Below are 19693 nucleotides of genomic sequence, written 5' to 3'. Positions count from 1 at the left end.
GATTGTGATGGCGAACATGCCATCATACGCCGACCCTGGCCACCGAAACGGCGTACGATGACCGACACTTCCCCCACTCTCTGGCACCTCTACATGCTGCGTTTACCGAGCGGCATGCTGTATACCGGCATTACCACCGACGTGGCGCGCCGCCTGGCGCAGCATCAGGCCGGCAAAGGCGCCAAGGCGCTGCGCGGCAAAGGGGAATTGACGCTGGCGTTTCACTGCCTGGTGGGGGATCGCTCAACGGCGCTGAAGCTGGAATACCGCGTCAAACAGCTGAGCAAAATACAAAAAGAGCGGCTGGTGAGTCACCCGCCGCTGTCGTTGGAGTATCTATTTCCGGTCGTTAAAAGCGATTAAACGGCGCCGAAAAAGCCACTTCGCCGCTAACGCCATTCAGGGCGTCTTCCGCCAGCGGGTAGACCTGGAACGCGCTTTCCGTGTCCGGCCAACGGCAGTGCAGGCCATAGGCGGCGGCCGGTTTAAAGCCGAAGCGGCCGTAGTAAGCAGGATCGCCCAGCACCACCACCGCGGCGTAGCTGAATTCGTTCAGCGAATCCAAGCCTTCGTACACCAGCTTTTCAGCCAGCCCCTGGCGGCGCAGGCTTTCGTCTACCGCCAGCGGCGCCAGCGCCACCCATTGGCGGTCTTCGCCGGCCACGTCCACCGGGCTGAACGCGGCGTAACCCACTACCCCGCCTTCGTCGTCAGTGGCGACCACGCCCAGCGTCAGCAGGCCGTCTTCGCGCAGCTGCTGCACCAGATCGGCTTCGTCGTCGCGGCCAAAGGCGCGGCGCAGCAAGGCATCGATGCCCGCCGCGTCTACCGGGATCTCTACGCGGATCAGCATGATACCGCCACACGGGAAGCCGACGCCGTGCCCTCCTGCAACCCTGCTTCGACAAAATCAGCCAACTGCAACAGCCCCATGCGCAGCGGCGCGGGCATGCTTTCCAGCTCGATGGCGTCCATCAAATTTTTCACATACAGGCCCAATTCGGTATCCCCTTCAATCTGCAGCCGACGCTGAAAGAACAGCGTATCCGGATCTTGCTTGCGCGCCGCGATCAGGATCAGATCGTTGGCGTCACCGCTGAAGCTGACGTCCGCTTCGGCGTGCTGGCTGACCACCAGTTTGTCGTTTTCTACCGTCATAAACCATTGTAGCGCCAGATCGCGAACTTCGATCTTCAACCAGCGCGATTCGAGAAATTCCAGATCCCCATCCGCCAACGCCTGGCGGAACTGCCAGCTCAGCACCTGTTGCAGCAGCTGGCGCTGCAGGGCGAACGGCGTGAATTTCAGCGGGATGCGCAGCAGCGACGGCCCCTGGCGCACAAGGCGTGCTCGTAGTTGTTCCAACACGGTCATCCACTCCTTTCAATACGGACTACCGCTATTTTGCCACACTGGCACGCGGCTTCAGCGGTCTATATCAACAAATAGTGCATTTCACCGCCATGTTTATCAATACGCCATAAGCTGCCCCAAATCAAAACCTGTGTGCGCCCCTTTGCCTAAAATGGCCTCCCCGATTCGCGTTTGCCGGCGGAACACCGCCGTCGGCAACCTTTAAAGACAGCGTGCGCCCGGCCGGGCGCACGGCTAAGCCAGGATAAATCTATGGAGCTGCTTTGTCCCGCCGGCAACCTGCCGGCCCTGAAGGCCGCGGTGGATAACGGCGCCGACGCCGTTTACATCGGCCTGAAAGACGATACCAACGCGCGCCACTTCGCCGGCCTCAACTTCACCGAGAAAAAGCTGCAGGAAGCGGTCGATTACGTGCACCGCCGCGGCCGCAAGCTGCATATCGCCATCAACACCTTCGCCCATCCCGACGGCTACGCCCGCTGGCAGCGCGCGGTGGATATGGCGGCCCAGCTGGGCGCCGACGCGCTGATTCTGGCGGATCTGGCGATGCTGGAATACGCCGCCCAACGCTACCCGCAGCTGGAGCGCCATGTTTCGGTGCAGGCCTCCGCCACCAACGAAGAGGCGATCCGTTTCTACCAGCGCAACTTCGACGTGGGCCGGGTGGTGCTGCCGCGCGTGCTGTCGATGCATCAGGTGAAACAGCTGGCGCGCACCAGCCCGGTGCCGCTGGAAGTGTTCGCCTTCGGCAGCCTGTGCATCATGGCCGAGGGGCGCTGCTACCTCTCTTCCTACCTGACCGGCGAGTCGCCGAACACCGTCGGCGCCTGTTCGCCGGCGCGTTTCGTGCGCTGGCAGCAAACCCCGCAGGGCATGGAGTCGCGCCTGAACGACGTGCTGATCGACCGCTACCAGGATCATGAAAACGCCGGTTACCCGACGCTGTGCAAGGGCCGCTATCTGGTGGACGACGTGCGCTACCACGCGCTGGAAGAGCCCACCAGCCTCAATACGCTGGAGCTGCTGCCGGAGCTGCTGGCCGCCAACATCGCCTCGGTGAAGATCGAAGGCCGCCAGCGCAGCCCGGCTTACGTCAGCCAGGTGGCGCGCGTCTGGCGCCAGGCGATCGACCGCTGCCAGGCCGATCCGGCCGCCTACCGCGCCGACGCCGCCTGGATGGAGACGCTGGGCGCGATGTCCGAGGGCACCCAGACCACGCTGGGCGCCTATCACCGCAAATGGCAGTAGCCGGAGGAAACATGAAATACGCACTGGGGCCGGTACTCTACTACTGGCCGAAAAATGACGTCGCGGCGTTCTATCAACAGGCGACGGAGAGCAGCGCCGATATCATTTACCTCGGCGAGAGCGTCTGCACCAAGCGGCGCGAGATGAAGGTCGGCGATTGGTTGGCGCTGGCGCGCGAGATCGCCCGCAGCGGTAAGCAGGTGGTGATCTCCACGCTGGCGCTGCTGCAGGCACCGTCCGAGCTGAATGAGCTGAAACGCTATGTGGAGAACGGCGAGTTCCTGCTGGAAGCCAACGATCTGGGCGCGGTGAACATGGCGGCGGAACGCGGCTTGCCGTACGTCGCCGGCCATGCGCTGAACTGCTACAACGCCTATACCCTGCGCCTGCTGCGCCGCCAGGGCATGATGCGCTGGTGCATGCCGGTCGAGCTGTCGCGCGACTGGCTGGCCAACCTGCTGACGCAGTGCGACGAGCTGGGGTTCCGCCACGACTTCGAGGTGGAGGTGCTGAGCTACGGCCACCTGCCGCTAGCCTACTCGGCGCGCTGCTTCACCGCCCGCTCGGAGAACCGCGGCAAGGACGAGTGCGAAACCTGCTGCATCAAGTATCCGCAGGGCCGCATGATGCGTTCGCAGGAGCAACAGCAGGTGTTCGTGCTCAACGGCATCCAGACCATGAGCGGCTACTGCTACAACCTCGGCAACGAGCTGCCGAGCATGCAGGGGCTGGTGGACATCGTGCGGCTATCGCCGCAGGGCGCCGAGACGCTGGCGCAAATCGATGCCTTCCGCGCCAACGAACGCGGCGAGCAGCCGCTGACCTTGACCGACCATGCCGACTGCAACGGCTACTGGCGCCGCGTGGCCGGGTTGGAGTTGGTGGGGTGATCCTCGCTCCCCTCCTCACGGAGGGGAGTTTTCAATCAACTCGCCCGCCGCTTCCTGAACATCCCGCGCAGCGCCACGCTGTTGCGCAAGAAGCCGACGCCGAAGCCCAGCAGGGTGTAGACCACGCCGAGCACCAGCATCATCATCACGTCGCCCCACACTTCGTTCAGCGACAGCCCCATCTGGTTGACGCCGGCGATCGCCTTGGTGCCCCAGGTGGAGGGAATGCTGTACGAGATGGCGCGCACCCAGGCCGGCATCGACTGCAGCGGCCAGATGGTGCCGGACAGGTAGAAGATCGGCGTGGTAATGAACGCCAGCGTCAGGTAGATCATTTCGACGCTGCGCAGGCACTCGGTCACCAGCTTGCCCAGCCCCAGTACCGCCAGCAGGAACGGGAAGGTCAGCAGCAGCAGTTCGGCGATGTTCGCCGTCTGCCTGTAGCCCAATACCCACGGCCACAGCACGAACAGCACGATCGACAGGAACAGCCAGATCGGCAGCAGCGCCGTCAGCCCGCCGAGGTGCGCCGCCAGCGGCGCCTTGCCGCCGGGCATGCTCTTCATGGCGATGTTGACGCGGATACAGGCGATCAGCAGCGAGTGCTGCAGCAGCATCACCAGCAGGCCGGGGAAGATGATCGCCGCGAAGCTGATGCCGGGGTTAAACACGTCCAGCGTTTGCCCCAGTATCGGCGTCAGCAGTATCTGCGCCTGCCGTTCGCTGAAGCCGCTGCGCAGCAGCAGCCCGTTGTTGTACTCCGTCAGCAGTTGCTGATAGGCCGCCACCACGTCCTGTTGGATCTGGCCGTTGGCCAGGCGGTTGGTGGCATCGCCGTACACCGGCACCACGATGTTCTGCCCGCTGAGGATCTTCTTCTCCAGATCCACCGGCATGATGATCACCGCAAACAGCTTGCGCCAGCCGAGATCGCGCTGCGCCTGTTCCAGGCTGTCGTAGGTTTCAATCGCTATCTTGGACGTGGCGTCCAGCTGACGGATCAGCTTCCGGCTGGCGGTGCTGTGGTCCTGATCGACCACCCCCACCGGCAGATCCCACACCGTGCGGTTGGCGTACACCATGCTCATGATGCACAGCGACAGGATCAGCATCAGCCACACCGGCCGCTCCAGCATGCCGAGCAGTACCTTAACGAAGGTTTGCCAATAGAGCTTCATCCGGCGTTCCCCTCTTTTTCCAGCCGCGCCGGCAGGCGATTGCGCACCAGCAGCGCGGCCACCAGCGGGTAGACCGCCAGCAGCGCACACACGCTGAAGATGGCGCTGGCGTGCACCTGCCGCAGGAACACGTCGAACATCGCGTACAGCGCGTGGGTCAGCGGTTCGATGTTGGAAATGATGCGCGCCGGCAGCGGCATCGACAGCTCAGGCACCGCCATGCCGGAGAAGGTCATCGCGATACTGACCAAAATACCGATCAGGCTGTAGGCGGTGATGGTGCTGCCGGTAAAAGTGTACAGCAACAGGCCGATGCTCTGCGCCGCCATCACGTAAAACAGGCCGATCATCAGCATAAACAGCGGGTTGCCGCTGACGCGGGCGTCAAAGATGCCCACCAGCGCCGCGATCTCCACCATCAGCAGGGTGGTGAAACACAGCGTGTAAGGCGCCAGCTTGCCGAGCAGCGCCAGGCTGAACGGCTTGGCCTGCAGCAGCGATTTGCTGCGTGCCAGCACGTAGATCATGCAGGTCACCACGAACAGCTGCAGCAGGTGAATGGTAGCGGCAAACTGCTGATAATAGATATAGCTGCCGCTGGCGTTGAACAGGCTGCCGTAAGAGAGCGTCACATCCGCCAGCGGCGGCAGCGATTTGCCCATCTCGGTGGCGATGATGCTGCGGGTGCTGGCGTTGATTTCGTTCATCAGGCCGCCGAAGTCCTGGGTGGAGTACAGCCCGGCGCCGTAGAACAGCGCGTTGTAATACATCACCACGCTCGGCTGCTTGCCCGACAGCGCGTTAGCCTCAAAGTCCGGCGGGATGTACAGCAACGCGTAATCTTGCGCGCTGCGCAGGCGGTTCAGCGACTCCGGCAGCCCGCCGCCGTAGGCCTCGACGTGGGCGTGCGACCCGGCGTCCAACCGCCGCGTCAGCGACTTGGACAGCGGGCTGTGATCGCTGTCCACCACCGAGACCGGCAGATCGAGCAGCGTGCCTTCGGAGAAGTTGCTGCTGATCAGCCCAAACAGGATCAGTGGAAAGATCCAGCTCAGCCAGTGCACCACCGGGCTGCGAAAGGCGACGCGGCACTCTTTATCGAACGCGTGACTGAAGCAGCGCCAGCCGGCCCTTACTCTTTCCATTGCCATAAGGTGCTCATCCCCGGACGCAGGCCGTCCACCGGCTGTGACGGATACAGGCGCACTTCGAAGGTTTTCAGGTCGAAGTCGCCGGTGGCACGGGTGGCGCGTTTGGTGGCGTAATCCCCCAGCGGCGCGATGTAGCGCACCTCGGTGTCGATCATTTTGTCCTTCAGCGCCGGCACCCGCAGCTTGACCTTGTCGCCTTTGCGCACGTGGGCCAGGATGTCTTCGCGCAGGTTAAACACGAAGTAGGCGTCCGGCACCCGGATCAGCGTCACCAGCGGGCTGCCGGCGTTCAGCAATTCGCCCACTTCGGCCGGGATCGGCCCCACTTCGCCGTCTACCGGCGCTTTCACCTGCAGATCGTCGCTCTGCGCCTGGATCTGCAGCAGGTTCTCTTCCGCCGCCCGCAGCGCCGCCGCGTATTGTTGCCGCAGCTCGACGCGGTCGCCGTTGATACCTTCGTCCAGGTTGGCCTTGGCCGCCTGCACCTGCTGGAAGGCGGTATCGCGCGACCGGCGCGAAGCGTCCAGCTCGGACTTCGAGATATAGCCCTTGCCGGACACGCTCAGGTTGCGGTTGTAGTCGTTTTGCGCGTTGCGGTACTGCGCCTCGGCCTGCGCCAGGTTGGCTCGCAGGTTGCGGATGCTCTCTTCACGGGTGCCGTGCAGCGACTGATCGAGCTGCGCCTTGGCTTCGTCGCGCGTCGCCTGCGCGGAACGCAGCTGCGCCATCAGTTCGGGGCTGTCGAGCTGAATAATCAGCTGGCCGCTTTTCACGTCGTCGCCGCGTTCGATCAAGCGTTCAACCACCCGGCCTTTCGCTTTGGAAGCGACGATCACTTCGGGGGCGTCCACTTCACCCTGCAGTAACAGTTCCTGATTATGCGCGCGGAACAGGATCGCCAATGCGATCGCCACCATCATCAGCAACAGGGTAAACAACGTCTTTTTTTTCATTATATCGGCTCCCGGAACGGTAAGCGGCGGGCGGGGATCATCATTTCCATATCTCAAATTGCTCCAAAAAACACCATTGCTCTCATGAGGATATCACAAGCACATATCTCCTCTTTTATAACTATAAATTGGATTATGCTTTTAACACTAAAAAGCATCACTTTCGGCTTTTTGGTATGCAGACTCCTGCAATCGCCCTTTAAGCGATCCACTCTCTGATGGACGATGTCATGACTGAAAACACTGCCGTACCGCTGTCGGTACTGGATTTATCGCCAATCCCGCAAGGGGCCAAAGCGCGCGACGCTTTCCACTGTTCGCTGGATCTGGCGCAGCACGCCGAACGCTGGGGCTACCGGCGCTACTGGCTGGCCGAGCACCACAACATGACCGGCATCGGCAGCGCCGCCACCTCGGTGCTGCTGGGCTATCTGGCCGCCGGCACCCAGAGCATTCGCCTCGGCTCCGGAGGCGTGATGCTGCCGAACCATGCGCCGCTGGTGATCGCCGAACAGTTCGGCACGCTGGAGTCGCTTTACCCAGGGCGCATTGACCTGGGGCTGGGCCGCGCGCCCGGCACCGATCAGCGCACCATGATGGCGCTGCGCCGCCACCTGTCCGGCGATGTGGATACCTTCCCGCGCGACGTGCAGGAGCTGCAAAACTACTTCTGCGACGCGCAGCCCGGCCAGCCGGTGCAGGCGGTGCCGGGCCAGGGGCTGCACGTGCCGCTCTGGCTGCTCGGCTCCAGCCTCTACAGCGCGCAGCTGGCGGCGCAGCTCGGCCTGCCGTTCGCCTTCGCCTCGCACTTCGCCCCGGATATGCTGTTCCAGGCGCTGCAGCTGTACCGCGAGAACTTCAAACCGTCCAAACAGCTGGCGCAGCCGCACGCCATGGTGTGCGTCAACGTGATCGCCGCCGACAGCGATAGCGATGCGCGCTTCCTGTTCAGCTCGATGCAGCAGCAGTTCATCAACCTGCGCCGCGGTTCGCCTGGCCCACTGCCGCCGCCGGTGGATAACATCCACGCGCTGTGGACCGCCGGTGAGCAATACGGCGTCGAGCAGGCGCTGCGGATGTCGATCGTCGGCGATGAAAAAACCGTGCGCCACGGGCTGCAAACGCTGCTGCGTGAAACCGATGCCGACGAGATCATGGTCAACGGCCAGATCTTCGATCATCAGGCGCGGCTGCGTTCGTTCGAGATTGTCGCCGGAGTGAAAGGCGACGTCGTGAAGGGATAAAACGCGAAAAGGCGGTGGGGAACCCCACCGCCTCGGCGTTAACGCTGGATCAGATAGCGGATGGTCGGCCCGTCCTGCTGGATATCCAGCACCTTGTAGCCGTGGTTGCGCGCATCGAGCGGGATGTTGTTGATCGACTGCGGGCAATCGCTGATCACCTCCAGGATTTCCCCCGGCTTCAGCTGCGGCATCGCCTCCAGCGTCGCCACCGCCGGGTACGGACAAGGCTCGCCCAGCATGTCCAGCCGGTAGTCCGGCACTATCGTCGTCTCTTTCATGGCATGCTCCTCAAATTCACCACCTGCGCCTCAGGCCGGGCGCGGAAAAAGCGTTTCTCCCACCACAGCATGGCGGCGAAGGCCAGCGCCAGCAGCAGGTAGGTCACCAGCAGGCCGCCGATCGGGCCGAAGGTGTCGAGCAGGTTGATCTTGTCGTAGTCGGTCGCCAGCGCCGGCGCCAGATCGTCCCAGTAATAGGCCAGCAGCGTAGCGCCGATGATGTTGCCCAGCCCCACCCACCAGTAGTGCACCTGCCCTTCCACCGCACGGTACATCCAGCCGGTCTCGCAACCGCCGGCCAGCACGATGCCGAAGCCAAACAGCAAGCCGCCCAGCACCGCATTCGGGCCGGCCCACATGATTTTCGGCGCCACGCCGAGCTGCACGTAGCTGAAGATGCCGATAGCGCTCACCGCCATGCCGATGATGATGGCTTTCGCCATGTGGGTGCGGCCGGTGATCCACAGATCGCGGAACGCCGAGGTGAAGCAGATCTGCGCGCGTTCGATCAGCAGACCGAAGCCGATGCCGAACAGCATGGCGATGCCGAGTTTCGGCGCATCGAACAGCGTCCACAGCGACCAGGCCACCGCCAGGCCGAAGACCGCCATGCCCAACCGGAAGCGGCGGCGCGCCTGCTCAGGTTTCTGCGTCAGCGGCGCGGCGGCCTTCACCTTTTGCAATTTGACCGGGATGCGGAACATCGGCAGCAGCGTGAATTTGGCACCGAAGTACGAACCCGCGGCAGTCGCCAGCGCGAAGAACCAGGCGTGCAGCGAGAACTGCGGAATGCCGGTGAAGAACGCCGCCAGGTTACAGCCCATCGCCAGGCGCGCGCCGAAACCGGCGATAATGCCGCCCAGCAGCGCCTGCACGATGCGAATGCGGTGCTGCGGCTGGCGCAGCTTGATGTTGTTAGCCCACAGCGCGGCGGCGATGCAGCCGGCGAACATGCCGATGATCATGCGCCCGTCGATGCGCTCCAGCGGCGTGCCCTGCAGGCCGATAACCTTGAAATAGCCCCACTGCTCAGGGTGCAGGCCGAACCACTGCAGCACATGGCCGCCCCAGCGCGTGAATTCGCCGGTCACCGCCCAGAAGGTGCCGGTCATGCCGAAGTAGTAGGTAGAAAGGATCCCGGCGGCGATCACCGCCGGCAGCGGCGCCCAAAAGCGCACCAGGTATTGAGATTTGAACTGCTGCCAACTCATGGCATCTCCCGTACATATCATCCGTAAGAAAAAACCTTATGAATGATACGCCATTCGGGGACGTTTGACGGCAACTTTCAGGCATAAAAAAACCAGCCCGCAGGCTGGTTTTTCAGAGCGCTTCACCGCGAACGGTGAATCAGCGATTACGCGTCGCCGAAACGACGACGTGGTGCTGCCGGTGCGCCGTCATCACGGCGTGGCGCCGGTTTGCCGTCACGGTTGTAGTTACCGCCACGACGCTCGCCGCCGTTGCCGCCTTCACGACGTTCGCCGAAGGAACGACGTGGGCCGCCTTCGCGACGTTCGCCGTTGAACGGACGACCGTTACCACGACGCTCGCCACCGTTGCCACCGTCACGACGCTCGCGACGTTCGAACGGCTGTGCATCGCCCAGCAGCTGCATGTTCATCGGCTTGTTCAGAATGCGGGTGCGAGTGAAGTGATTCAGGATCTCGCCCGGCATGCCTTTTGGCAGCTCGATGGTGGAGTGGGAAGCAAACAGCTTGATGTTACCGATGTAACGGCTGCTGATGTCGCCTTCGTTAGCGATAGCGCCAACGATGTGACGGACTTCTACGCCATCGTCACGGCCCACTTCGATGCGGTACAGCTGCATTTCGCCAACGTCACGACGTTCGCGACGCGGACGGTCGCCGTCACGGCTATCGCGGCTGTCGCGACGGTCACCGCGACGATCGTCACGGTCGTTGAACTCGCGGCGCTGACGCGGCTTGAAGACCGGATCCGGTGGCAGGATCAGCGGACGTTCGCCCTGTGCCATTTTCAGCAGCGCTGCGGCCAGGGTTTCCATATCCAGCTCTTCTTCCGGCTGCAGTTTGGTCAGCAGTGCGCGGTACAGATCCAGATCGCTGCTTTCCAGCTGCTGCTGAACTTTTGCGGCGAACTTGGCCAGACGACGCTCACCCAGCAGTTCTGCGTTCGGCAGTTCCACTTCCGGGATGGTCAGCTTCATGGTGCGTTCAATGTTGCGCAGCAGGCGGCGTTCGCGGTTTTCCACGAACAGCAGCGCGCGGCCGGCGCGGCCCGCACGACCGGTACGGCCGATACGGTGAACGTAAGACTCGGAGTCCATCGGGATGTCATAGTTGACAACCAGGCTGATGCGCTCAACGTCCAGGCCACGGGCCGCAACGTCGGTCGCGATCAGGATATCCAGACGACCGTCTTTCAGGCGCTCCAGGGTCTGCTCACGCAGCGCCTGGTTCATGTCGCCGTTCAGCGCGGCGCTGCTGTAACCGCTGCGCTCCAGCGCTTCGGCCACTTCCAGGGTCGCGTTCTTGGTGCGCACGAAGATGATCGCCGCATCAAAGTCTTCAGCTTCCAGGAAACGCACCAGCGCTTCGTTTTTACGCATGCCGTAGACCGACCAGTAGCTCTGGCTGATGTCCGGACGGGTGGTCACGCTGGACTGGATGCGCACTTCCTGCGGCTCTTTCATGAAGCGGCGGGTGATGCGACGGATCGCTTCCGGCATGGTGGCGGAGAACAGCGCGGTCTGATGTTCAGCCGGGATCTCAGCCATGATGGTTTCTACGTCTTCGATAAAGCCCATGCGCAGCATTTCGTCGGCTTCATCCAGCACCAGACCGCTCAGGTTAGAGAGGTTCAGGGTGCCGCGCTTCAGGTGGTCCAGCAGGCGGCCTGGGGTACCCACAACGATTTGCGGGCCCTGGCGCAGAGCGCGCAGCTGCACGTCGTAACGCTGGCCGCCGTACAGGGCTACCACGTTGACGCCGTTCATGTGTTTGGAGAAATCGGTCATCGCTTCAGCAACCTGAACCGCCAGTTCGCGGGTCGGTGCCAGCACCAGGATCTGAGGTGCTTTCAGGTCTGCCTGCAGGTTGTGCAGCAGCGGCAGCGAGAACGCTGCAGTTTTACCACTACCGGTCTGTGCCATGCCCAGCACGTCGCGGCCGTTCAACAGGTGAGGAATACACTCAGCCTGGATCGGAGATGGTTTTTCATAGCCCAGATCGTTCAGGGCGGAAATGATTGGAGCAGACAGCCCCAGATCAGCAAAAGAGGTTTCAAACTCAGTCGTCATGTACACGTGCCTCATTAATAATGGCAGCCAGTCTACATAACTCGTCGAGAAAATTTTCAGTCATTTTCATTGAAAAGTGTGAACCGGCTCAAATTAGATTATAAAACGAACAAAAAAGCCCTCGCCCGTGAAGGCGATAACTTTGGTTAAAAACCAATGTCCATCAGGCTGATAAGTGTTCGTCAGCTATTGCTGGTCCGATTCCGATAGGTCGTCTTGCTCTTGGCCCAAAAGCGCCAATTCCAACAATGCATAGCGGTGCTCAACGAAGTTGTGAACGTTGTTAGACACCGTCAGTTTGAACAGCGCCGAAGCGGTGTCCTTGTCCCCCAGACTCAGGTAGTGTTTACCCAAATAGAAGTCAGTTTCACTGAGATGCTCAGCGAGCGAAGTGTTATCCGTTGCATCTGCCTTGAGGCGTTCCATCAGCGTTTTTTCGCTGATCTTGCCCAGGTAGAATTCGACAATATTCCATCCCCATTGCCCTCTGTCCGCTTTGTCATAGCGCTGCTGAAGCGCTACCTCGGCCTTCTTGGGATCGATTTCTCGCTCCACCAGATACAGCCATAACGAACGGAAGGGATCGTTTGGGTCGTCTTGATAAAACGCCTGCAGATCATCCTGCGCCAACGGGAAGCGGCCGCCATAATACAGTGCGATGCCCCGGTTTAAACGCGCGTAATTGTAAGTTGGATCAAGCTCTAGTACAGAATCAAACGCTTCATAGGCAGCATCAAAATTGCCTGCCTGCGTTAAGTAAATGCCCAGGTAGTTGAAAACTTCCGGCATGTCGGGACGTATCGCCAGCGCCTGCGAGAAATCATTGCGCGCTAATGCACGTAACCCGAGGCTATCATACAGCACACCGCGCTCATATAAAAGCTGTGCGCGTTCGTCGTCCGTCAGTGCCCGGCTGGCAAGAATTTGTTCCATGCGCGCCAGGATCACTTCCTGCTGCAACGTTGGCTGCAACGGGATTGCCAAAACTTCGTCTTTACGCCAATCATGGTTGCTGCATCCTGCCAGCATGAGTGCTGTCGCAACGTAACACCAGCGCAAGAAAGGCTTCATTTCCCACTCCCGAAGACAAACATTGGATGAACGTCCTGTCCTCCGTTTGCTAAAACGCGGGCATCCTACCCGCGCGATACGAACAGCTCCCAACCCCATGGTGGGGAGCTGTAAAACTATCTATACAGTTATTCTGCTTCAGGCGCAGGTGAACCCGCTTCCGGCGCCATCGCTTCTTTGATGCTCAGACGCACGCGGCCCTGACGGTCAACTTCCAGCACCTTAACCGGCACTTCCTGACCCATCTGCAGATAGTCGGTCACTTTCTCGACGCGCTTGTCGGCGATCTGAGAAATGTGTACCAGACCTTCTTTACCACCGCCGATAGCGACGAACGCGCCGAAATCAACGATACGGGTCACTTTACCCTGATAGATACGGCCCACTTCGATCTCTGCCGTGATCTCTTCGATACGACGGATAGCGAATTTCGCCTTCTCACCGTCGGTCGCAGCGATTTTAACTGTACCATCATCTTCGATTTCGATGGTAGTGCCAGTCTCTTCGGTCAGTGCGCGGATAACGGAACCGCCCTTACCGATCACGTCTTTGATTTTATCCGGGTTGATGCGGATAGTATGAATACGCGGTGCGAATTCGGAGATATCGCCGCGCGGGGTGCTGATAGCCTGTTCCATCACGCCCAGGATGTGCAGACGCGCGCCCTTGGCCTGGTTCAGAGCCACCTGCATGATTTCGCGGGTGATGCCTTCGATTTTGATGTCCATCTGCAGCGCGGTGATACCGTCGCGGCTACCGGCCACTTTGAAGTCCATGTCGCCCAGGTGATCTTCGTCACCCAGAATGTCGGACAGAACCACAAAGTTATCGGCTTCTTTCACCAGGCCCATCGCGATACCCGCAACGGCAGCCTTGATTGGCACGCCAGCGTCCATCAGCGCCAGAGACGCGCCGCACACGGAAGCCATGGAAGAAGAACCGTTGGATTCGGTGATTTCAGACACCACGCGAACGGTGTACGGGAAATCTTCCGGTTTAGGCATCATAGCCAATACGCCGCGTTTCGCCAGGCGACCGTGACCGATTTCACGACGCTTAGGTGAACCGACCATGCCGGTTTCGCCCACGGAGTACGGAGGGAAGTTGTAGTGGAACAGGAAGCTGTCGGTCTTTTCGCCCATCAGCTCGTCCAGGTTCTGTGCGTCGCGCGCGGTGCCCAGGGTCGCGGTAACCAGCGCCTGAGTTTCACCACGGGTGAACAGCGCGGAACCGTGGGTGCGCGGCAGTACGCCGGTACGCACGTCCAGACCACGGATCATGTCTTTTTCACGGCCGTCGATACGCGGCTCGCCACGCAGTACGCGGCTGCGCACCACGTTTTTCTCGACGTTGCCCAGGATGTCTTGAATTTCAGAGGCATCCAGAGTCTCGTCCTGCGCCAGCAGGGTTTCAACGACGCTGTCTTTGATCGCGTCAACCTGAGCGTAGCGCTCTTGTTTTTCGGTGATGTGGTAAGCGTCGCCCAGGCGAGCTTCGGCCAGTTCAGCCACGCGCGCGTGCAGCGCTTCGTTGACCGCAGGCGCCTGCCAATCCCACTTCGGCTTGCCGGCTTCGGCAACCAACGCGTTGATGTTTTCGATAACCACTTGCTGCTGGTCGTGGCCGAACACCACGGCGCCCAGCATCTGGTCTTCGCTCAGCACGTCCGCTTCGGATTCAACCATCAGCACCGCACCCGCAGTACCGGCAACCACCAGATCCAGACGGCTTTCTTTCAGTTCGTCAGTCGTTGGGTTCAGTACGTACTGGTCGTTGATGTAACCCACGCGCGCTGCGCCGATTGGGCCGTTGAACGGAATACCGGACAGGCTCAGGGCCGCGGAAGCACCGATCATCGCAACGATGTCCGGGTTCACCTGCGGGTTAACGGAAACCACGGTCGCGATCACCTGAACTTCGTTCAGGAAGCTGTCCGGGAACAGTGGGCGGATCGGACGGTCAATCAGACGGGAAGTCAGCGTCTCGCCTTCGCTCGGACGGCCTTCGCGACGGAAGAAGCTGCCCGGGATACGGCCGGCGGCGTAGGTACGCTCTTGGTAGTTAACGGTCAGCGGGAAGAAGCTCTGGCCCGGCTTGGCTTTTTTCTGGCCAACGACGGTAACGAATACGGCGGTGTCATCCATGCTCACCATAACGGCGGCAGTGGCCTGACGAGCCATCATACCGGTTTCGATGGTGACGGTATGCTGGCCATACTGGAATTTGCGAATGATCGGTGTCAGCAAAATTATATCCTTGATTAGCGGCGCGCAATCGCATTGACGACTCGACACGCCTGTGACTCGATTTGCCTTCTCACTACATCCTCGCGACTAATGACAATCCTTATCTCAGGCGGGAGATAAAGCCTCTCATTAGCCGCGCGAACCTCTGTAACGGAAGAACCTGTTTGGAAACATCAGTAATACATTAACCTGATTTGCTTATGCTTCCTAGAAGAAAGGGGCCAAAATAGGCCCCTTTCCACTGAAACTTGCTAGATTAGCGACGCAGACCCAGACGCTCGATCAGGCTGGTGTAACGTGCTACATCTTTACGCTTCAGGTAGTCCAGCAGCTTACGACGCTGAGAAACCATACGCAGCAGACCACGACGGCTGTGGTGATCTTTTTTGTGCTCGGAGAAGTGGCCTTGCAGATGGTTGATCTGCGCAGTCAGCAGGGCAACCTGAACTTCGGTAGAACCGCTGTCGTTAGTACCACGACCGAAATCAGCTACGATTTGAGCTTTAGCTTCAACACTTAGAGACATTGTAATACTCCAGATTATAGATAATAAAAACAGGCGCCGATCTCTAATTCAGCAACCCAATGCATAAGCTGCGCCATTCTACTCTTAGCGCAGTGCGATCGCAAGGCGACGCAGTGCCCCGCCGTCAGTCGAAATGCTCGACCACCAGGCGGCGCGGCGCCACGCGACCGTCCTCGGCGATGTCACCAACGCCGATGAATTTTCGCTCTTCACCCTCGGTGATACGCACCAGGCCGGAAGCCGGCGCGCCGGCCACTTGCACCGGTTGCCCCTGCTTGACGTAGCCCGCCACCACCGGCAGCAAATTCACTTCCGGATAGTTCTCAACCGGGCTGTCCATCGGCATCAGCAGCGGATCGAGCAGCTCGCCGGGCGCGATGTCTTGTTCCTGCGCCTGAGCCAGCAAAGCGTTCAGCTGTTCCAGCGTCACCATGCGCGCGATCGGATAAGTCGCCACCTGCAGGCGGCGCAGATAGATCACGTGCGCACCGCAGCCCAGCAGCTCGCCGAGATCGTCGGTGATGGTGCGGATGTAGGTGCCTTTCGAGCAGTGGATCTCCAGCTCCAGCTCATCCCCTTCCCAGCGGATAAACTGCAGTTCGTACACCGTGATGCTGCGCGCTTCGCGCGGCACTTCAATCCCCTGGCGCGCATACTCGTAGAGTTTCTTGCCCTGGTATTTCAGCGCCGAATACATCGACGGCACCTGCTGGATGTCGCCGCGGAAGGTGTCCAGCGCCGCGTCGAGCTGCGCCTGGGTGAAGTTCACCGGACGCTCCTGCACGATCTGGCCGTCGGCGTCGGAGGTATCGGTACGCTGGCCCAGCTTGGCGATCACCCGATAACGCTTGTCGGAGTCGAGCAGGTATTGCGAAAACTTGGTCGCTTCGCCCAGGCAGATAGGCAGCATGCCGGTCGCCAACGGATCGAGCGCGCCGGTGTGGCCCGCTCGGTTGGCGTTGTACAGGCGTTTTACTTTTTGCAGCGCATCGTTGGATGACAAGCCCTGCGGCTTGTCCAGCAACAGCACGCCGTGGATATCACGGCCGCGGCGACGAGGGCGACTCATTAATCCTCCTTGTCATCGCCTGAGGCGGAACGGCGCTCGGCGTCGTTCTTCACCACGTTGGTCACCAGGTTGGACATGCGCATGCCTTCCACCAGGGAGTTGTCGTAGGCGAAGGTCAACTCCGGCACCACGCGCAGGCGCATCGCTTTGCCCAGCAGGGTGCGGATGTAGCCGGAAGCGTCCTGCAACGCTTTAATGCCGTTGGTGACCAGATCCGGATCGTGGTTCTCGGTCAGCACGTTCAGGAAGGTGACGTAAACCTTGGCATACGCCAGGTCGCGGGACACTTCCACGCCGGAAACGGTCGCCATGCCGACGCGAGGATCTTTCACTTCACGCTGCAGAATGATCGCAATCTCTTTCTGCATCTCTTGCGCCACGCGTTGACCGCGGCTGAATTCTTTTGCCATTTTGGATTCTCCAGACAAATCGGGGGGCACAAAGGCCCCCCGTAAACAGATATAAGCAGATGTGCAATCGTTAAGCGATGGTGCGTTGGATCTCAATGATTTCGAACACTTCGATCATGTCGCCGACGCGCACGTCGTTATAGTTCTTAACGCCGATACCACATTCCATACCGTTACGGACTTCGTTAACGTCATCTTTGAAGCGGCGCAGGGATTCCAGCTCGCCTTCATAGATAACCACGTTGTCGCGCAGTACGCGGATTGGGTTGTGACGCTTGATGGTCCCTTCGGTAACCATACAGCCGGCGATAGCGCCGAACTTAGGCGATTTGAACACGTCGCGCACTTCGGCCAGGCCGATGATCTGCTGCTTGTATTCCGGCGCCAGCATACCGCTCATCGCCTGCTTCACTTCGTCGATCAGGTTATAGATCACGGAGTAGTAACGCAGATCCAGGCTTTCCGCTTCGATTACGCGGCGCGCAGAAGCGTCGGCACGCACGTTGAAGCCCAGGATGATGGCGTTGGAAGCCGCAGCCAGCGTCGCGTCGGTTTCGGTGATACCACCTACGCCGGAGCCGACAATCTTCACCTTCACTTCGTCGGTGGAGAGTTTCAGCAGCGAGTCGCTGATCGCTTCGCAAGAACCCTGTACGTCGGACTTCAGTACAATGTTCAGCTCGGACACTTCGCCGTCGGTCATGTTGGCGAACATGTTTTCCAGCTTGGACTTCTGCTGACGCGCCAGTTTGACTTCGCGGAACTTGCCCTGACGGTACAGCGCCACTTCACGCGCTTTCTTCTCGTCACGCACCACGGTCGCTTCATCACCCGCTGCAGGCACGCTGGACAGACCCAGGATTTCCACAGGGATAGACGGACCGGCAGAGGTCACTTCACGGCCCAGCTCGTCACGCATCGCACGCACACGGCCGTATTCGAAGCCGCACAGGACGATGTCGCCCTTGTTCAGCGTACCTTCCTGAACCAGCACGGTAGCCACAGGGCCACGGCCTTTATCCAGGAAGGACTCGATCACCACGCCGCTCGCCATGCCGCTGCGAACCGCTTTCAGCTCCAGCACTTCGGCCTGCAGCAGGATAGCCTGCAGCAGCTCGTCAATACCGGTACCGGCTTTCGCGGACACGTGGACGAACTGCGCTTCGCCGCCCCACTCTTCCGGCATAACGCCGTACTGAGACAGTTCCTGCTTAACGCGGTCCGGATCGGCTTCCGGCTTGTCGATTTTGTTCACCGCAACCACCAACGGCACCTGCGCCGCTTTCGCGTGCTGGATAGCTTCGATGGTCTGTGGCATCACGCCGTCGTCGGCCGCCACTACCAGAACCACGATGTCAGTCGCCTGAGCACCGCGAGCACGCATCGAGGTAAACGCGGCGTGGCCCGGGGTATCCAGGAAGGTGATCATGCCGTTCTCGGTTTCTACGTGGTAGGCACCGATGTGCTGGGTGATGCCACCGGCTTCGCCCGCCGCCACTTTGGTGGAGCGGATGTAGTCCAGCAGAGAGGTTTTACCGTGGTCAACGTGGCCCATGATGGTCACGACCGGCGCGCGCGGCTCGGCCGCAGCGCCCGTATCACGGTCGCTCATCAGCGCTTCTTCCAGCTCGTTTTCACGACGCAGGATAACTTTGTGGCCCATCTCTTCGGCAACCAGCTGTGCGGTTTCCTGGTCGATAACCTGGTTGATGGTGGCCATGGCGCCCAGCTTCATCATCACTTTGATGACCTGAGAACCTTTTACCGCCATCTTGTTGGCCAGCTCGGCCACGGTGATGGTTTCGCCGATCACCACGTCACGGTTAACCACCTGCGCCGGCTTGTTGAAGCCCTGCTGCAGAGCGCTAGGCTTGCGTTTGCCTTTACCGCCACGGGTAACGGCACGCGCTTCTTCGCGGTCCGCTTTGGACTCGGACAGCTTGTTGCCTTTCTTCTGCTTGGTGGCTTTGCCGCCGCGGGTGCGGCTGCGACGATCGCCTTCAACTTTGGCGTCGTTCTCGTCTTCTGCGGCACGGGCGTGCTGAGAGGTGGTCACGTGATAGTCGGCGCTTTCAACCGCGGCGCTTGCCGCGTCTGCCTGGGCCCACTTCTCGCCGTTCTCTTCGGCCATGCGACGGGCTTCTTCCGCCACGCGCTTGGCTTCCTCTTCAACCTTGCGGCGCACTTCCTCTTCCGCTTTGCGTTTCAGTTCAGCGGCTTCGGCTTCACGGCGTGCTTTTTCCGCCTGAGCTGGCTTGGTCATTTCGTCGGTATGTTGATTGGTCACTTTTTCTTTTTCCGCTGAATTACGCTTAGCAATCTCCGCGGCCTCACGTTTGGCTTGCTCTTCGGCAGCGCGCTTCGCTTCCGCTTCGCGTTTTGCGAGCTCTTCCGCTTCGCGCCGTGCCTGCTCTTCCGCTTCACGCTGTGCCTGCTCTGCCGCTTCAGCCAACTGGGCTTCCTGCGTATCGCGATTTACATAAGTGCGTTTCTTGCGGACCTCAATTTGCACCGATTTACTTTTACCGCCGGTGCTCGGGATATTCAAGGTGCTGCGCGTTTTGCGCTGCAAAGTGAGTTTACCCGGCGCGCTGCCGTGTTCACGGTTCAGGTGCGCCAGCAATGTTTCTTTTTCTTGCTGGGTAACAGAGTCCGACTCGGACTTGTTGATCCCTGCATCAGCAAACTGCTGTACCAGGCGATCAACCGGAGTCTGAATCTCTGCTGCCAGCGATTTTACGGTTACATCTGTCGTCATGCTGTTCCTTCCTGCTA

Annotated in this window: 19 protein-coding genes; 4 read left to right on the top strand and 15 right to left on the bottom strand. The window is 60.4% G+C overall.

All coding sequences use genetic code 11. The annotated features are described in order from the left end of the window. Window positions 1-57: 57 nt before the first annotated feature. A complete protein-coding gene (locus AWX27_RS11070; protein WP_154618183.1) occupies window positions 58-363 on the top strand; it encodes a GIY-YIG nuclease family protein in 306 nt (101 codons plus the stop codon). On the opposite strand, the gene AWX27_RS11065 is transcribed toward AWX27_RS11070, so the two are convergent. Together AWX27_RS11065 and AWX27_RS11060 are read right to left on the bottom strand one after the other, a co-directional pair. Next, on the bottom strand, window positions 350-853 hold the full coding sequence (locus AWX27_RS11065) for a GNAT family N-acetyltransferase (RefSeq protein ID WP_048321240.1): 504 nt from the start codon (window positions 851-853) through the stop codon (window positions 350-352). The genes AWX27_RS11070 and AWX27_RS11065 overlap by 14 nt on opposite strands. Then, window positions 847-1374 carry a ubiquinone anaerobic biosynthesis accessory factor UbiT gene (locus tag AWX27_RS11060; RefSeq protein WP_170311425.1) on the bottom strand — a complete coding sequence of 176 codons (528 nt, stop codon included), beginning with the start codon at window positions 1372-1374 and terminating at the stop codon, window positions 847-849. Before AWX27_RS11060 ends, AWX27_RS11065 begins: the two co-directional genes overlap by 7 nt. A gap of 252 nt (window positions 1375-1626) precedes the next feature. Between AWX27_RS11060 and AWX27_RS11055 the strand changes: the two genes are divergently transcribed. Both AWX27_RS11055 and AWX27_RS11050 read left to right on the top strand, forming a co-directional pair. Continuing rightward, entirely contained in the window at window positions 1627-2622 is a 996-nt protein-coding gene (locus AWX27_RS11055; protein WP_060421956.1) for a ubiquinone anaerobic biosynthesis protein UbiU, read from the top strand. Between the two features lie 11 nt (window positions 2623-2633). After that, complete coding sequence (locus AWX27_RS11050; protein ID WP_060421953.1) at window positions 2634-3512, top strand: U32 family peptidase; 879 nt, start codon at window positions 2634-2636, stop codon at window positions 3510-3512. A gap of 35 nt (window positions 3513-3547) precedes the next feature. Here AWX27_RS11050 and AWX27_RS11045 read toward each other — a convergent pair whose 3' ends face one another. From AWX27_RS11045 to AWX27_RS11035, 3 genes are read right to left on the bottom strand one after another with little or no spacing between them, the layout of a single operon-like run. Then, window positions 3548-4690, bottom strand: coding sequence for an ABC transporter permease (locus tag AWX27_RS11045; RefSeq protein WP_060421950.1), 1143 nt, complete (start codon window positions 4688-4690; stop codon window positions 3548-3550). Then, complete coding sequence (locus AWX27_RS11040; RefSeq protein ID WP_049201576.1) at window positions 4687-5841, bottom strand: ABC transporter permease; 1155 nt, start codon at window positions 5839-5841, stop codon at window positions 4687-4689. The genes AWX27_RS11045 and AWX27_RS11040 overlap by 4 nt, the downstream gene beginning before the upstream one ends. Then, entirely contained in the window at window positions 5823-6794 is a 972-nt protein-coding gene (locus AWX27_RS11035; RefSeq protein WP_060421947.1) for an HlyD family secretion protein, read from the bottom strand. The genes AWX27_RS11040 and AWX27_RS11035 overlap by 19 nt, the downstream gene beginning before the upstream one ends. Window positions 6795-7024: 230 nt before the next feature. Here AWX27_RS11035 and AWX27_RS11030 point away from each other — a divergent pair, with 230 nt between their 5' ends. After that, window positions 7025-8038: a luciferase-like monooxygenase gene (locus tag AWX27_RS11030; RefSeq protein ID WP_049288409.1), complete on the top strand. Its 1014-nt coding sequence runs from the start codon at window positions 7025-7027 to the stop codon at window positions 8036-8038. A 38-nt stretch (window positions 8039-8076) separates the two neighbouring features. On the opposite strand, the gene yedF is transcribed toward AWX27_RS11030, so the two are convergent. The 10 genes from yedF to infB all read right to left on the bottom strand — a co-directional run bounded on the left by yedF (window position 8077) and on the right by infB (window position 19676). Continuing rightward, a complete protein-coding gene (gene yedF / locus AWX27_RS11025; RefSeq protein ID WP_004933486.1) occupies window positions 8077-8316 on the bottom strand; it encodes a sulfurtransferase-like selenium metabolism protein YedF in 240 nt (79 codons plus the stop codon). Then, window positions 8313-9527, bottom strand: coding sequence for a selenium metabolism membrane protein YedE/FdhT (gene yedE / locus AWX27_RS11020; protein WP_016929320.1), 1215 nt, complete (start codon window positions 9525-9527; stop codon window positions 8313-8315). The genes yedF and yedE overlap by 4 nt, the downstream gene beginning before the upstream one ends. A 146-nt stretch (window positions 9528-9673) precedes the next feature. Next, complete coding sequence (locus AWX27_RS11015; protein ID WP_033641661.1) at window positions 9674-11596, bottom strand: DEAD/DEAH family ATP-dependent RNA helicase; 1923 nt, start codon at window positions 11594-11596, stop codon at window positions 9674-9676. After that, entirely contained in the window at window positions 11586-11660 is a 75-nt protein-coding gene (gene yrbN, locus AWX27_RS25470) for a protein YrbN (RefSeq protein WP_223182019.1), read from the bottom strand. Before yrbN ends, AWX27_RS11015 begins: the two co-directional genes overlap by 11 nt. A gap of 122 nt (window positions 11661-11782) precedes the next feature. Further along, entirely contained in the window at window positions 11783-12667 is an 885-nt protein-coding gene (nlpI, locus tag AWX27_RS11010; protein ID WP_004933495.1) for a lipoprotein NlpI, read from the bottom strand. A 128-nt stretch (window positions 12668-12795) separates the two neighbouring features. Beyond that, window positions 12796-14913 carry a polyribonucleotide nucleotidyltransferase gene (gene pnp / locus AWX27_RS11005; protein WP_047729246.1) on the bottom strand — a complete coding sequence of 706 codons (2118 nt, stop codon included), beginning with the start codon at window positions 14911-14913 and terminating at the stop codon, window positions 12796-12798. 256 nt (window positions 14914-15169) lie between these two features. Further along, the gene (gene rpsO / locus AWX27_RS11000) at window positions 15170-15439 is read right to left on the bottom strand and encodes a 30S ribosomal protein S15 (protein ID WP_004933502.1); all 270 of its coding nucleotides are present in this window, start codon (window positions 15437-15439) and stop codon (window positions 15170-15172) included. A 124-nt stretch (window positions 15440-15563) separates the two neighbouring features. Further along, window positions 15564-16508 carry a tRNA pseudouridine(55) synthase TruB gene (gene truB / locus AWX27_RS10995; protein ID WP_060421943.1) on the bottom strand — a complete coding sequence of 315 codons (945 nt, stop codon included), beginning with the start codon at window positions 16506-16508 and terminating at the stop codon, window positions 15564-15566. After that, a complete protein-coding gene (rbfA, locus tag AWX27_RS10990; protein WP_004933508.1) occupies window positions 16508-16918 on the bottom strand; it encodes a 30S ribosome-binding factor RbfA in 411 nt (136 codons plus the stop codon). Before rbfA ends, truB begins: the two co-directional genes overlap by 1 nt. A 70-nt stretch (window positions 16919-16988) precedes the next feature. Next, complete coding sequence (gene infB / locus AWX27_RS10985; protein WP_004933511.1) at window positions 16989-19676, bottom strand: translation initiation factor IF-2; 2688 nt, start codon at window positions 19674-19676, stop codon at window positions 16989-16991. Window positions 19677-19693 lie beyond the last annotated feature (17 nt).

The organism is Serratia sp. 2880STDY5682894 (genome assembly GCF_001537385.1).
Lineage (GTDB): Bacteria > Pseudomonadota > Gammaproteobacteria > Enterobacterales > Enterobacteriaceae > Serratia > Serratia nevei.
The sequence above is the reverse complement of the archived record's forward strand: the minus strand, read 5'-3'. Positions and strand labels throughout refer to the sequence as shown.

Coding starts and splice junctions, on each gene's coding strand:
- AWX27_RS11070 (WP_154618183.1), top strand. CDS start 58: ATGACCGACACTTCCCCCACTCTCTGGCACCTCTACATGCTGCGTTTA.
- AWX27_RS11065 (WP_048321240.1), bottom strand. CDS start 853: ATGCTGATCCGCGTAGAGATCCCGGTAGACGCGGCGGGCATCGATGCC.
- AWX27_RS11060 (WP_170311425.1), bottom strand. CDS start 1,374: ATGACCGTGTTGGAACAACTACGAGCACGCCTTGTGCGCCAGGGGCCG.
- AWX27_RS11055 (WP_060421956.1), top strand. CDS start 1,627: ATGGAGCTGCTTTGTCCCGCCGGCAACCTGCCGGCCCTGAAGGCCGCG.
- AWX27_RS11050 (WP_060421953.1), top strand. CDS start 2,634: ATGAAATACGCACTGGGGCCGGTACTCTACTACTGGCCGAAAAATGAC.
- AWX27_RS11045 (WP_060421950.1), bottom strand. CDS start 4,690: ATGAAGCTCTATTGGCAAACCTTCGTTAAGGTACTGCTCGGCATGCTG.
- AWX27_RS11040 (WP_049201576.1), bottom strand. CDS start 5,841: ATGGCAATGGAAAGAGTAAGGGCCGGCTGGCGCTGCTTCAGTCACGCG.
- AWX27_RS11035 (WP_060421947.1), bottom strand. CDS start 6,794: ATGAAAAAAAAGACGTTGTTTACCCTGTTGCTGATGATGGTGGCGATC.
- AWX27_RS11030 (WP_049288409.1), top strand. CDS start 7,025: ATGACTGAAAACACTGCCGTACCGCTGTCGGTACTGGATTTATCGCCA.
- yedF (WP_004933486.1), bottom strand. CDS start 8,316: ATGAAAGAGACGACGATAGTGCCGGACTACCGGCTGGACATGCTGGGC.
- yedE (WP_016929320.1), bottom strand. CDS start 9,527: ATGAGTTGGCAGCAGTTCAAATCTCAATACCTGGTGCGCTTTTGGGCG.
- AWX27_RS11015 (WP_033641661.1), bottom strand. CDS start 11,596: ATGACGACTGAGTTTGAAACCTCTTTTGCTGATCTGGGGCTGTCTGCT.
- nlpI (WP_004933495.1), bottom strand. CDS start 12,667: ATGAAGCCTTTCTTGCGCTGGTGTTACGTTGCGACAGCACTCATGCTG.
- rpsO (WP_004933502.1), bottom strand. CDS start 15,439: ATGTCTCTAAGTGTTGAAGCTAAAGCTCAAATCGTAGCTGATTTCGGT.
- truB (WP_060421943.1), bottom strand. CDS start 16,508: ATGAGTCGCCCTCGTCGCCGCGGCCGTGATATCCACGGCGTGCTGTTG.
- rbfA (WP_004933508.1), bottom strand. CDS start 16,918: ATGGCAAAAGAATTCAGCCGCGGTCAACGCGTGGCGCAAGAGATGCAG.
- infB (WP_004933511.1), bottom strand. CDS start 19,676: ATGACGACAGATGTAACCGTAAAATCGCTGGCAGCAGAGATTCAGACT.